The organism is Limosilactobacillus viscerum (genome assembly GCF_947387525.1).
In the GTDB taxonomy this organism is placed as follows: Bacteria; Bacillota; Bacilli; order Lactobacillales; family Lactobacillaceae; genus Limosilactobacillus; species Limosilactobacillus viscerum.
On sequence record NZ_CANDNW010000001.1, the window covers coordinates 92,294 to 106,699 of the forward strand.

The window sequence follows — 14,406 nt, forward strand, 5'->3', positions numbered from 1 at the left end:
CATTATTTAATCGATACAAACTGACCTGATTCTACCAGATATAGACCCATTTGGACAACTGGTACCGTCTTCATCAACGTCAGCGCCTGCCGATATAAGTTAAGCTGACCCCGGTAGCGGTTAATTACTTCCGCGTCGCCAAAGCCCGGATACAGGTGGTCAGTCTTGTAGTCAACTAGGATAATGCCGTCGCTAGTTTCCAGGTAACCGTCAATGATCCCGTGGAGGAGGACCTGCTCATTATTGCTGGTCTTAATCTCCTTAAATAATTCCGCACCATTCATTACCATCGCAAATGGTTCTTCACGGTGGTAATTAGTTGGCTGAGCAAGGATCTGCTTACCAATATCAGTCTGGAAGAACTGGCTCACCCCGGCGACGTTAATTTTTGCGGCAACCGCCGGCGTGATCAGCTGCTGGTCAACCAGGTGGTGGATGGCACCTTTAACCCCACTTGGTGTAACACCATCCGCCGTTAACGATAATTTTTGAAATACAAGGTGGGTGGCAGTCCCAACACTCGTGGCGCTTGGCGCTTCATCATCCTGCTTAACAAAGTCCGGTTCTGCAAACTGGTTATTGAAGTAGACCCCCTGCGCCTGCTTTTCGCGCTGTTGTTTTTCATAATCCCACTGGGCTTCAACGGAATTGTCAGGATACTCGAACAGGCGCTTAACGTCCGTTACGGACTGGTAGGCAGTCGTCTTCGTGGCCACTTGGTATGGGTAATGACTGTCCATAATTGCCATTACCTTTGATAAACTTTCCTGGTCAACTGCCTGCTTATCCGTACTTGCCGCAGCTTGTTGTTCCTGTTGCAGCTTCATTAATTCCATGTCAACGTCAGTCACGGTATAGCTGGCAACCGTGAATTGCTGACTAGTAAATAGCCTTTGCTGGCGGTGGTAATCAGCCATCGCACTTTCAGCTAACTCAATCCCTGCTGGCGCCACCTGCTCAGCACGGAAGTCTGCCGACCGGGCCAGTGCAAGGCCAATCCAGTCCATGAATGACCGCGCATTTACCCGTAGTTGGGGACCTAATAACGTGCCAGTCGACTGGAAAGCCTTTTGCCACCGTTGCCAAGCGCTAACCAGACTCTGCCCGCGGTTCTCCTCGTTGAAGGAACCAGTGATTACCAGCCGCTGTTCTGCCCGGGTCAAGGCCACGTACAATACCCGTAAGTCTTCGGCCCGTTCGCCCTGCTGGACATTATTGATAATTGCTTGCCGTTGCGGCGTATCATAACGAACCTGGTCATGGTCAGTATATTCAATTCCAACCTTATTCACGGCATCAACAACCGCCGTTTCCCGGGTGGCGCCCTGGTTGAAGCCATGAGTTGCGTCAATCAGGAACACAACCGGGAATTGAAGCCCCTTACTACCGTGAATGGTCATTACGTTGACAGTGTTCTTCGCTAACTGGGTTGGTGCAACACCAAGGTCTTTATCATGTTCCTGCATTTTTTCAATAAAGCGGATGAACTGGTAAAGGCCCTTAAAACTAGTTTGCTCATAATCATGGGCCCGCTGGTAAAAGGCATGCAGGTTAGCCTGCCGCTGGGCCCCACCCGGCATTGCACCGACATAGTCAAGGTAGCCGGTCTCGTTATAGATCTGCCAAATCAGGTCAACGAGGGACTGCTGCTGGGCCGTTTGCCGGAAAGTATTAAGCTGGTCTAAGAAGTGGTTAACCTTCTTAAATAACGCATCAATGGGGTTACCGCCATCCGTTGCTGCCAGCAGTTCAGCCTTTACCACGTGCCGGCCAGGTTCTGCATAATTACTCTTAAAGGTCTGCAGGGCCGTGTAGTAGTTGGCAGTCCGGTTCTGTAGGCGGATAAAGGCCAGTTCATCGGTAGTCAAACCAACTAACGGGGACCGCAACACTGCTACTAATGGGATATCCTGCTGTGGATTATCGATCAGCCGCAGGAGGGCCATCATGACCCGGACCTCAGTCGCTTGGAAGTAGCTCTCAACATCGTGCACGGTTAGGGGAATATCAAGCTTGCTAAACTCTTCCATTAGTGTATTATTAATACTTTTGGTCCGCTCTAGCAGCACAATATCACCATAGGTTACTGGCCGCATCTGGTTAGTTCCCGCATCAAAAAGCTGCTCACCGTTTTCTACCATCTGCTTAATCCGCATCCCCACCATCCGGAGTTCACCGGCTAGCTTATCATCCTCGTGCAGCCCCGGATTTTCCTGCAATGCCTGCTTGTCCGCATTAGCGTCATACAGCATGATCTCGGTTGGCTGTGGCTTATTTTCTGCAGTGTCATAGTATTTAGCAGCATACTTCAGGTACGCATCTTCGTCATAATCAATTTCACCAACGTCTGCCCCCATTAACTGGGCAAACAAGAGGTTGGTAAAGTCGGTAACATTGCTCATTGACCGGAAATTTTCACCCAAAACAATCGCTTCATCCGCCTGGTCATCCTGACGGTATCGTTGGTACTTGTTCAAGAAGAGGGAGGGGTCCGCTTGCCGGAAACGATAAATTGACTGCTTAACGTCCCCCACCATGAAGAGGTTGTGCTGGTCCTGGTTGGTTAACCGCATCAGGATGGCTTCCTGGAGCCGGTTGGTATCCTGGTACTCGTCAACCATGATTTCCTGGTAGTGCCGTTGAAGGTTGCGGACCAACTCCTGCCAGTCCGGTTGGTCCGCTGGCGGGGTTAAGATCTGGTAGGCATAGTGCTCCAAGTCACTAAACTCAAGAACGTGCCGGCTCAGTTTAACTTGCTGGTAGACCCTCCGGAAAGCAATCGTGACCTGACTTAACTTCGTCAGTAGGCGCTTAGCCTGGCGTGAGATGTCCTTAAACTGTTCTTCATCATAGGCAAAGAAGCTATCCTGGATATTGCCCAGCTGCTTTTTCAACGTCTGGCGGGAAGCCGTAATTGTCTTGTGGACTTCTTCGGCAACCGGGTCATCCTTTGGCTTCCGCGCCATTGTCCGAAACTTCGCGCCGTTAAAGAGTGCCCGAATTGCATCCCACGAGTTTGGTACCAATAGCTTTCGGGCCTGGTTAAATTGCTGGAGGTCCTTATCTACGGCAGCGACCGTCTTGTCACTCAGACCGGCTTTGGCAACCGCATTTCGCAGGTCGGTAAACTGGGCAGTAAAGTGGTCCAGCAGCCCTAGTGCCGCATCCTTATCGGTAACTCCTGCGACGGCCTTGGCCCATTCTTTTTTCAGTTCATTCCGGGCTTGGTTATCCGCCTTAAACTCCTCATAACCAGGTTCACCCTTCTTTGGCCGTCCACTGAAGCTGCCAAAGGATACCTGTCCTAAAATGTCCTGGACCATTTCTGGAGTTAATTTACTAGGGTCAAGGGCCACTTTGAGCTGGTTAATTACCTGCTGGTCGCTTTCCAGTACTGCTTGTGCCTTATCTAACCCTTCCTGGGCCGCCCGCTCTGTTAATTCTTCAAAGTCGCGACAAAGCTGGTCCAGGCGCTGGAGAACTAGTGGGCGCAGTTGCTCTTTAAAAAACGGCGAGGCAAGGATGTCTTTCCCTAACTCGTAACTTTGTGGCAAGCTTTTCAACCACGTTTCAGGGTTGGGCTGGGCATTTGCAATTTCCGCCAACCGGAGGACCAGGTCATTGAGCCCCTGGTCATCACGGTCACCAGAAAAGTTTAATACCAGCTGGCCAAAGGAAGCAGCATCCTCACTTTCCTCATTTGCGTTTGCGTAAAGGCCCTCGCTCACTTGGTGCCAGACGTCCTCTTGAAGGAGGAGACGTTCGGTTTCATCAGTAATGAGGCGGAACTGGGGATCAAGGTCGATCAAAAAGTAATAACGCTTAATCAGCTTTAGGCAAAAAGCGTGGATCGTACTAATGTCCGCCACTGCTAATCGGTTTACCTGCTCGTTCATCAGGTCACGGAGCCGCGGTTCTTCTTGGGCCACTTCCTGCATCCGCTGGCGAATCTTATCGCGCATATTTTTAGCCGCTGCGTCAGTAAATGTTACGAGCAGCATCCGGTCAACACTAGCCCGTCCTTCCTTGATCAGGTCCACGGCCCGGTTAACCAGGACGGCAGTCTTTCCGGAACCGGCAGAGGCAGAAACAATAATGTTTTGGTCCCGGTCACTGATGGCCTGTTGCTGGGCAGCGGTTGGTTTAAATGTTGCCATTACTTGTCTCCTCCTTTCTCGTCATCCCCACCTAACTGGTCAAACTCATCCTTTGCCAGCCGGGGATCAAGCTGACGGTAATTTTGCTGGTCAAGCATATTATCAAACTGGTAGATATCGCTAAAATCGGTGAAATCAAGGCCGGTCCGCCAGTTGCTGCCCTCTAGCAACCGGTACGGCTTCAAAGACACGTTTCCGGCAATAATATTGTTACCAGCGTTAATAATCAGTTCCTTATTCCGGTTTTGCAGCCAGTTCAACTGGTCAGGAGTCACCAGCAACGCATCTTTATTCCCAGTAATCTTGTCGCCCCGTTCCCGTAATGGGTACAGCATTGCCTGCTGATCAAGATTCTTATCTAGCTGCTTGAGAAGGCCAGGGTCATTCAATAGGAGGCCCTTGTACTGGTGCTGCTGCATCCGTACCGTGGTCAGGTCCGTGTTAGCCTTCAGCTTGGCCGCCTTAATTACCGGGTTGCTTAAATGAAGGTAGAGCGCACCGGCGATTTGCAAATCGGGGTTAGCCGTATGCAGCCGGGCTGGCAATTCCTGCTGGTTGCCAGAAATGGCATTGAGGTAAGCCAGTAACTGGAGGGAGAGGCCATAATAGGCAGCGGTTAAATCAAAGGTCCGATTTCCTGACTTGTAATCAACAACGGTTAGGTAGTCCTTGTTGTCACGGTTTAATTGATCAATCCGGTCGATCCGTCCCCGTAGGTAAATATGCGTATTCTTTGGCCGCAGTGGGTATTCCAATGGCTTTAGGTCATCTTTTTTAGCAGCGCCAAGGCGGCCAAAGCGGATTTCAGTATCGAGAGGACGGGCGGCCGTGTACTTGGCCTGCCAGCACATTACCGTCAGCATTGTCCGGACAATCCCGGTTAGCTGCTGGTACTGAAAGGCTGCCTGGTGGGAGGACTGGGTTAAAATTTCCAAGTCGGGCTGGTCATCCTTAGCAACCTTTAGTGCCTGCTTAATCAGCTCGTTAAGTTGCCCCGGTTCGCCAGCTAGCTGGGTAAAACTAGTTGATTCATCACTATTAACCGCGTTGACGAACCACTCCATTGCCTTATGGAAGAAGGTCCCAATTCGGTCAACCGACATTGCCAACTGGTCCCGTTTTTTCAGGCCAAGGCCGTATTTAAGGAAGTACTCATAAGGGTTTACGTAATAGTCCTGGAGTTGGGAAATGGATGAATAGAGGATCTGCTGGTCCTGATTGTGACGGAGGTATAGCGCTGCCGCTAGTTGCTCGGTTAAGTTATCTACCTGATTGCGGTAATTAAAGCCCGCCGCCACTAGCCGGAGACGGTCCGTCAACCGCTGGCCCCGTTCTTGGTCACTGGCCGCCGGTGAATAACGAAGCTGGGCCGCTTCACCCACCAGGGCTTGGCGGACAGTTTGCCAGCCAGGAGCAAGGGTAATCGGTCCCCTTGCCTGGTCATTTCTTGCTTGGCGCTCAACTTGTACCAACTGACTTAGTGTCGCTTGCGGAGTTGACACATAGTCAATTACCCGTGTCTGACCTGCTGGACTTGAAACCAGCGGGAAGGCAGTGATTGGCTGGCCGAAATACCTAGCCATATCAACCAGGTAAGCAGACGGAGTGATGGGCTGGTCGTCCCCACTCGCGGTCGGTGAAGTCATCACTAATTTCTCCGTCCCGGTCATCATCCCCGAATAGTGTAGGAACGGCTCATCGCGCAACTGGCCGGTCGCCCCGGCTGGTAAATACTGGGTTGCCGGGTCAAGGTAGTCACTTAAGAGCTCCTTATCCTGGTCAGTTAATAGGCTTTCCCGTTGTTGAATCTCAGGCATCACATCGTCCGTCGACCCAATCATGAAGACAATCTTCCGGTCAAGGTTTTGGGTAATCCCCGTTTCAGAAATTGTAACCTGGTCCAGGGTTGCCGGAATTTGTGAGTACTGGGCTGACGCAAAACCAGCCTGCAATAGTTCACTGAAGTTAGCAAGGGCCGTATTAAAGTTATCAGCGGTTATGGGTGTGTCACCCAGAATCTGCACGTACTCGTCTAGGATTTGGCAAAAAGTGTTCCACACCTGCTGGGGCTGCCGGGCTAAGTCCAGGTTCTTATCGGCTTGGTATTTTTGCCAGTCCGCTAACCGTTTAGTTACCCCGTTTTCAACAAGAAAATGGTAAAGCGCCCTAGCCAGTTCCCGGCCAGATTTAACCTTTTTAAGGTCAGCAAAAAAGGCCAGAATATGGTTGGCAACGAAGCCCTGAACTTGCCGTAATTGGTCCTGAAGCTGGGTAACGGCGTCGGTCGTTGGCGTGCCTACCTGCCAAATTGGTGAATCAGCATTTGCCCAGGTCGCGTGACCTTCAATTGCCCGCTTCAGGCACCAATTTTCGGTTGCAAAAACCGCGTCTTGGTCAAGCGCGTGGTAGTCACCGGTTGCCGGGTTATACTCTGCAAACAGCCAGGTCTTAAGCAGCTGCATGATATCCGCCGTCCGGTAACGGTACAGCGGTAGGTTAAACAGGGCCGCCAGCAAGGTTACAAGCGGGTGGTTGTCCATCCGCCGCTCGTGGTCGTTAAAGATTGGGATATTATGGGCCGCAAAGATCGGCGCAATCATCGTTTGGTACTTATCCAGGTGCCGACTTAAGATTAGAAAATCACGGTAACGGTACCCCTTTGTTGCTACCAGCTGGTGGATCATCGTGGCGACCCGTTCCAACTCCGTCCGCCGGTTAACGGTGGTAATGAATTGCAGATCGGCGGGATCAACTTGGCCCCCTCCAGTAGTTAGGTCAAGCGGCTTTTTGATGTACTCAGCAAAGAAACGGTCAACCTGACTAAGGGTAGGACTAACCCGGTCCTTAGTTGCCATGACAACGTTCGGCATGAGGGTCACCTCATGCGGATGTTTCTGTGCAAATTCCCACAAGCGGTGGTACTGCATTGAGGCAGGATAAAAAAGGTCGGTTAATCCCGGCAATTCACTTGCATCAGGGTGGCCTTGGTCAGGGTAGCCACGGTCCAAGACAAAGGAAACCGTTGTCGACGCACCATTGATGATCATAGCGTCAATTACTTGCTGCTCACCAGGGGTAAACTGCGCAAAGCGGTCAACAAAGAAGTGCATTCCCTTTACCGTTGAGTCCGTTTGTAGGAACTGGGCTAATTGCTGGTAGAGCTCGCTATTCCCCAGGAAACGGCCCGTCACTCGTTTTTCATAGGCATGATAAATCAGCTCGACATCATGCATCTTTGCCAGCCAGGCCTGATTAACCTTGGCCGCTGGGTCCTGCTTAGCCTGCTTTAATAAGTCAGTTAGATTATCAGCAGTGATGTTGGCCCCGGCCAATTCGTTAAGCTGGTCGGTCAGTTTCTGGATAAAGCCCTGCTGCCGGGCCTCACTAGCATACAGTTGTAGTTCATCTTCATGTTCTTGAACAACCTTTGCCACCAGCATGGTCAAACCGATTTTTGAAAGGCGCGGGCGCTGGAGTGCCGGTGTGTCCCGTAAAAGAAACCATGCCAGCCGGCTCAGCGATAGGACCTGGATCCTGGAGGCAGCAAAACGGTCAGCCTGACCCTTTCCTTGCTGGGTCCGCAACTGGTCTAAAACCTCAATTTCCGTTTGGAACTTAATATGGTTAGGCACAATATAAAAGAAGGTGTCCCCCGCTGGAGCAGCTTTTAGCTGGTCAATCATCTGGTCAACCAGGACTTCCTGGTGGTCCTTTGCCGCGGTTCCTAAGACAAAACCAAGTCTACCCACAATAATTCATCCTTTCCGTACAAAATGCTATCAATATTTTATCATAATGGGCGAACGTATTTTCGGATAATGCTAGGAGGTAAGTTACGATACACAAAAAGGGTCCGGATCCGGTAGTGCAACCGAATTCTGAACCCCTTTCTTATTTATCGTTTAATGAATTCCTAATGCGAGTTTAGCTGCCCGACTCAGCCGGTCAACTGTCCACGCCGGTTCCCAGATAAATTCAACATCAACGTTCTTTACTTCTGGCACCCGTTTAACCGCGTCGGTAACCATCTTGGCCAGCACACCAGTTAAGGGACAGCCCATCGTCGTTAGTGTCATCTCAACTAGGCAAATTCCATCTTCATCCAGGTCAATTTGGTAAACCAAACCAAGGTTAACAATGTCGACACCTAGCTCTGGGTCAATAACGGTAGCTAATTGTTTAACAATGTCGTCACGGATTGTTGTTTCATCCCGCATTTTCTCTTACTCCTATACATTATTACCAAAAATCCGCGCACGGATCGCCTGACCAGTTGGTGTACCAGCCAAACCGCCAATCCCGGTCTCACGCAAGGAAGCAGGCAAGCCCCGGCCAACCTTGTTCATTGCCGAGATACATTCGTCTGCCGGGATCTTTGAAATACACCCCGCCAGTGCCATATCGGCCGCAATCAATGCATTGCCAGCACCAATGGCATTCCGTTTTACACACGGAATTTCAACTAGCCCCGCGATTGGGTCACAAACTAACCCCAGCAAGTTTGAAATCGCCATCGCTAAGGCTTGGGATGACTGTTCTGGAGTCCCGCCAGCGATTTCGACTGCAGCGGCGGCGCCCATTGCAGCAGCACTACCAACTTCGGCCTGGCAACCACCAGTCGCACCAGCGATTCCGGAGTGGTTAGCAATTACCATTCCTAAACCACCGGCAGTAAAGAGGAACCTAATCATCTGCTCCTCTTTTAAGTTCAACCGCTTTTCAAGCATGAACAAAACGCCAGGAAGGGTCCCGGATGACCCAGCAGTTGGTGTCGCACAGACAACCCCCATTGCGGCGTTAACTTCATTGGTGGCAACTGCGTTTTGAACGGCTGACATCATGGTATCCCCGGATAATGTCTGGTGCTTTTCACGGTACTTCTTAATCTTAACGGCTTCACCGCCAGTTAAGCCAGTCGCGGAGTAAACCCCATTACCTTCTTGACCACGCTTAACTGCTGCCCGCATAATTTCTAGGTTCTTGGCCATCTTATTCCAAACCGTTTCCCGGTCGGCACCTGACAATTGGCATTCCTGCTCAATAATTAATTCCGAGATCGGCTTGTTCTTCTCGTTTGCGTCATCGACAATGGCCTGAATACTATCGTACATGTTCATCTTCTGTTCCCCTTAATTAAAGACAAATCAAGTTATCAAAATCAGCTTCCAATTTATCAATGGTCTTCTTATTCATGTAATGCTTGATGTCGTACTCGTAAATATCGCATTCTTCACCACGCATTGACTGCTTCCGATAAAATGGCGCTAACTTTTCCACTTCCGCCGTCAGTTCGACCGCGTTTGGATGTTTCTTGCCATGGTCAACGTACAACACAATTGGCAGTGGACCAGCAGGGAAAATCTTAACGCCTTCCACTACTAGTTTCCTGATTTCAATCGCACCACCACCGATTGAGCAGCCCGCTACCAAGATCTTCTTATGCTTATTGCTAATGCATAGTACCGCTGTATTTGGGTGGTGGATCGGACTTGGTTCCTCCTCTTCAACGTAACGCAGGTCAATGCCATTACGACGCGCAATCTGTGGTGCCTGTGGAACCCGCTGGTCATCCGGTGCCATCCCCAAAATCCCAGCAGCAATTGCATAGTCGGTTCCGTGACCACGGTGGGTCTTCGCAAATGACTCGTAATAGTGCACCGTTACCTTCGTCATCGGTTCACCAAACAGCTTGTGTGCAACCCGGCCAATCGCAACCGCACCAGCAGTATGCGAGCTTGATGGTCCAATCATAATTGGACCGATAATGTCAAATACACTCCGATATTTAGCGCCCATCAATTTCACCCCTTAAATAATTAAAACGGCAATTATCCCCGAATACACTTCAAGAATATATAACCGTTTCTCTTCCTACTTAATTCTGATATGCCGCCCGTAATTATAACACACTTGATCTCGTTACCCCAGCCTATAAAATAGGCGAAAGTAACCGGGAGAAATACTGCTTAAATTTAAGCCACCGGGGCTGGGATTCAAAGCGCTCTTTGGTCATCACCCGACTGTCACGAATATCGTTGACAAAGATTTGTTCCAGCTGGTCGGTTAGCTGAAGGTCATAAATAAATGCATTAATTTCAAAGTTTAACTTAAAGCTCCGAAAATCCATGTTAGCTGAACCAACTGACGCCATCCGGCCATCAATCATCATCGCCTTAGCGTGAAGGAACCCACGTTGGTAGGTATAGATCGTTACTCCTTCGGCCGCTAACGTTTTGGCATAGAATTGGGTTGCCCGGTAAACAAAGGGGTGGTCAGGCTTACAAGGGATCATAATCCGGACATCGATTCCAGAATGGGCTGCCACCCGTAGTGCATCGAGGATACTATCATCCGGAATCAGGTAAGGGGTCTGAATCCAAATGTGGTCCTGGGCCGCATTGATAAGGCGGAGGTAACCCATCTTGATTTTTTCTAGTTCCCCTTCTGGTCCGCTGGCTACCGTCTGCATCGCGGTATTGCCGTTTTGGGCCTTAATTTCAGGGAAATATGGGTGGTAGTGGGCGATCAGGGACTCCTTTTTCTTCACCGAGGCATTCCAGTCACCAATAAACCGGCGTTGCATACCATAGACGGCACCACCAATCACCCGCAAGTGCGTATCGCGCCACGGGCCAAATTTTGGCAGCCGGCCCAAATACTGGTCACCAACATTAAAGCCGCCGACATAACCAATTTTGCCATCAATCACCACTATCTTCCGGTGGTCACGGTAATTAATCCGGAAGTCGAAGATGTTACTCCTGGTCATCAGGAAAGGCGTTGCATACCCGCCTAGTTCGCGGAGGTTAGCGTAAAAGCTTGGTTTAACTCCCATTGAACCCCATGAGTCGTAGAGGGCCCGCACTTCAACCCCTTCGGCCGCCTTTTGTTCAAGTAGGGTCCGCAACTGGTTACCAATTTGGTCATTATAAATCGTGTAGAACTCAATATGGATGCTCTTTTTGGCATCGGCAATGTCATTAAACATCTTGTCGAACAGCTGGTTACCGTCAGTAAAAACATCGACGTGGTTGTGCCGACTTAAAAAGGACTCGTCAATACTTTGGAAGAGCATGATCGTCCGCCGGTAGACCTGGGTGATCGAGTACTTCGGCTTCGGCATGTTGCTGAACTGCTTCTTTTGCCGTTCAACCGCCTCTTTTAATTTCAGCCTCGTCTGTGATTTGATCCGGTTTAACCGTTTATGCGTTGGTTTCCGTCCTAGGAATGCATAAATAATAAAACCAATTACCGGAATTAACGTCAACACCAGGAGCCATGCCCACGTGGCCGCAATGTCCCTCCGTTCCCGAAAGACGGTAAAGATGGCCGCCAACTCGTTAATCACGATAATTCCTAATATAATCCAACGAATAATTTCCCAAGTAATGCCCATCTTTACCCTCCTTTCACTTTATTACAACTATTTTACCGCAACCCTTTTAGTGACCCAAATATGGGCACTTGATTGTCATAAGCGATTCAGTGATAATAGAATGATAACAAATTAATCGATAAGGGGTGAAATACTTGAGTTCGATTTATTTACGGCGGACATACATGCACGACCTTCCAGCAATTAATAAAATTATTGCCGAAGCCAAGCAAGCATTGAAGGACGCTGGTAGCCCACAATGGCAAGATGGTCACCCTTCCCGGGGAATGATCGTCAATGACATTACCCACCACCAATCCTGGGCACTTGTTCTCGATAACCAGGTAGTCGGGGTTGCAACCCTCCAACCAGGTCCAGAAAAGAGCTACCAGGAACTAGCAGGTGGTTCTTGGCATAATGACAATGACCATTACCTCACTATCCACCGGGTCGCGATTGGTAACCAATGCCGTGGAAAGCACCTTAGCGACTTTCTTTTTTCAAACCTATTGACGGTTGGCCAAGAAAAAGGGTTCAGCGACTTTCGCTTAGATACTCACCAGAAGAACTTGGCAATGCAAAAGATTGCGAAGAAGTTTAATTTCCAATACCGTGGAACGGTCGAGGTTGATGATCGAATCGACCCACACCGCCTAGCATACGAATTGAACTTACCGACGAATAGTCTCCCTGTTGAATACCATGTCGATAATAATTTCATGAAACCATTAATTCATAAGAACTAAAAACAGACGAGCCTGGGAAGAAGCCAAATTTTCTTCCCAGGCTCGTCTACTTTTCTCTAAATATTACACCGCAATCACATAACTTCCCGAACGTGCCCCTTATTGTTGAACATACTGGAAGACGTGTTGGTGACCGTCAGCATCGGTTTCGTAGTCAACTCCCATTTGGTGACCTTCACCATCATCATTACCGGACATTACCACATGGTGACTTGTACCGTTGCTTGCATCACTATAGTCTTTAGTATTGCCAGCTTCACTGCCACTATTTCCAGCTTGCTGGCCCGAGTTTCCGGTCTGCTCACTCGTTGAACCATTGCTTGACTGCCCTTCATTATGGGCGTCACTCAAAAACTTGTTAAGATCTATTTTTCCCTTAACCTTAGTGAAGGTCTCAGTATTCCAATTACTGTCGCCAGATAGCGTTAATTGTTTCCCGGTCAGCTTTGCCGTTAACGGACCGCTAACGTTACTATCTTTAAGGGTGATCGTGTAATTATCGCCATCCTTTTTCCACGTTAATTGGTCGTTAGTATCTGGCTCATCACTATCGGCATAGACATATTGACCAGTACCGTCAGAATTTAGCGTAATTGCTGCGCCATCCTTATCGTCTTTAAATGAACCAACAATTTGATCTTGCTGGTGGTGTGCAACCTTTGTTGTTTTAACCGCATTGCTCGAACTACTCTTAGTAGTACTTTGGTTGCCACACCCTACTAATAGCAAACCCAATGTGGCAATACCGGCTACTGTAATCAGTTTCTTTTTCATTATTAACTCCCCCAAGAACTTTATTCTATTACTTCGCACAAACAATAAAAAATATTTCTTTAAGCAAGCAAAAAGTGCAGTGACCGAAGATAGAACGATCATCTTCCATTCCCAAAAAGGGTCCAAAATCCGGTGAAATTAGTACCCGTATTTTAGACCCCTTTTAATATCTGTGTGAGCTTACAGTTGTTTCACGTGAAACAAACTATCCATGATTTACCTTGATCAGGCGTGCAATGTTTTCTGCCGTAATCGCAACGTCCGCCTTAGCATCTTTAATTGCTTGGTCTAGTGGCTTAGCACCATTTGGCGTGGCAAAGATTGCATCCATAATTCCATCTTCATAAAGTGAATCCACGTCCTTGCCAATGTGACCTGCCAAGACAATTACCGGTGCGGCTGGCGCAACTTTCTTAACGGTTGTTGCCACCCCATAAGGCGTCTTCCCAAACTTGGTCTGGAAATCAATGCTACCTTCACCGGTAAAGGCATAGTCGGTGCCAGCAGCCCGTTCTGCTAATTGACTGTACTTCAGAGCAATTTCCACACCCTTTTCCATGGTGGAGTTAGTAAAGGCCATTAAGCCAATCCCAAGGCCACCAGCGGCACCAGCTCCGGCAGCCATTTCTAAGTCTTTGCCAAGGTCGCGTTTGATTACTTCAGCATAGTGGTGAAGGTTGGCATCCAACGTCTTTACCATTTCCGGAGTAGCACCCTTTTGTGGGCCAAACACCGCTGCTGAGCCATCCTTCCCAGTTAACGGGTTGGTAACATCTGACGCAATTAAGATCTTAACCTTCGCTACTTCAGGAGCAATCCCACTAATGTCAATCCGGTCCAGGTCTGCCAATGGGCCACCGCCAAAGCCGATTTCATTGCCATCCTTGTCAAGAAGCTTGGCACCCAGTGCCTGAGCCATTCCGGCACCACCATCGGTTGTAGCAGAGCCACCAATTCCAATGATAATTTGGTCAACACCGTGCTTAACGACATCGAGGATCAATTCACCCGTACCGTAAGTGGTAGTGATCAACGGGTTCTTGGTTTGTTCGTCCACATACTGAATCCCGCTTGCCTCAGCCATTTCAATCACCGCGGTATTGGAATTACCAAGCAAGCCATAGTGGGCATCAACTAACTTGTTCAGCGGGTTATGAACCTGCTTTGTGACTAGTTGACCCTCGGTTGCGTCAACTAATGACTGGACGGTTCCTTCACCACCATCGGCCATTGGAACCAGTTCATAGTCGGCGTCTGGAAAAATTTTTTCAACACCGGCCTTAATTGCCTGTGCTGCCTCCTTGGCCGTTAAACTTCCTTTAAATGAATCAGGTGCGATTAAAAATTTCATTTT

Annotated in this window: 9 protein-coding genes; 1 reads left to right on the forward strand and 8 read right to left on the reverse strand. The window is 49.2% G+C overall.

Annotated features, from left to right (window positions below; all coding sequences use genetic code 11):
• Positions 1–2: 2 nt before the first annotated feature.
• The 6 genes from addA to cls form a co-directional block, all read right to left on the reverse strand.
• Positions 3–4,157 carry a helicase-exonuclease AddAB subunit AddA gene (gene addA / locus QOS07_RS00430; protein ID WP_283587053.1) on the reverse strand — a complete coding sequence of 1,385 codons (4,155 nt, stop codon included), beginning with the start codon at positions 4,155–4,157 and terminating at the stop codon, positions 3–5.
• Positions 4,157–7,906 carry a PD-(D/E)XK nuclease family protein gene (locus QOS07_RS00435; RefSeq protein ID WP_283587054.1) on the reverse strand — a complete coding sequence of 1,250 codons (3,750 nt, stop codon included), beginning with the start codon at positions 7,904–7,906 and terminating at the stop codon, positions 4,157–4,159. Before QOS07_RS00435 ends, addA begins: the two co-directional genes overlap by 1 nt.
• Before the next feature lie 153 nt (positions 7,907–8,059).
• Entirely contained in the window at positions 8,060–8,374 is a 315-nt protein-coding gene (locus QOS07_RS00440) for a metal-sulfur cluster assembly factor (protein WP_283587055.1), read from the reverse strand.
• 12 nt (positions 8,375–8,386) lie between these two features.
• Complete coding sequence (gene sdaAA / locus QOS07_RS00445) at positions 8,387–9,268, reverse strand: L-serine ammonia-lyase, iron-sulfur-dependent, subunit alpha (RefSeq protein WP_283587117.1); 882 nt, start codon at positions 9,266–9,268, stop codon at positions 8,387–8,389.
• A 22-nt stretch (positions 9,269–9,290) separates the two neighbouring features.
• Complete coding sequence (locus tag QOS07_RS00450; protein ID WP_283587056.1) at positions 9,291–9,953, reverse strand: serine dehydratase beta chain; 663 nt, start codon at positions 9,951–9,953, stop codon at positions 9,291–9,293.
• Positions 9,954–10,086: 133 nt separating this feature from the next.
• Positions 10,087–11,553 carry a cardiolipin synthase gene (cls, locus tag QOS07_RS00455; RefSeq protein WP_283587057.1) on the reverse strand — a complete coding sequence of 489 codons (1,467 nt, stop codon included), beginning with the start codon at positions 11,551–11,553 and terminating at the stop codon, positions 10,087–10,089.
• 134 nt (positions 11,554–11,687) lie between these two features.
• On the opposite strand from cls, the gene QOS07_RS00460 reads away from it, so the two are divergent.
• Positions 11,688–12,278, forward strand: coding sequence for a GNAT family N-acetyltransferase (locus tag QOS07_RS00460; protein WP_283587058.1), 591 nt, complete (start codon positions 11,688–11,690; stop codon positions 12,276–12,278).
• Between the two features lie 99 nt (positions 12,279–12,377).
• Here QOS07_RS00460 and QOS07_RS00465 read toward each other — a convergent pair whose 3' ends face one another.
• On the reverse strand, positions 12,378–13,052 hold the full coding sequence (locus QOS07_RS00465) for a lipocalin/fatty acid-binding family protein (RefSeq protein WP_283587059.1): 675 nt from the start codon (positions 13,050–13,052) through the stop codon (positions 12,378–12,380).
• A 205-nt stretch (positions 13,053–13,257) separates the two neighbouring features.
• On the reverse strand, positions 13,258–14,403 hold the full coding sequence (locus QOS07_RS00470; protein WP_283587060.1) for a glycerate kinase family protein: 1,146 nt from the start codon (positions 14,401–14,403) through the stop codon (positions 13,258–13,260).
• Positions 14,404–14,406: the final 3 nt, after the last annotated feature.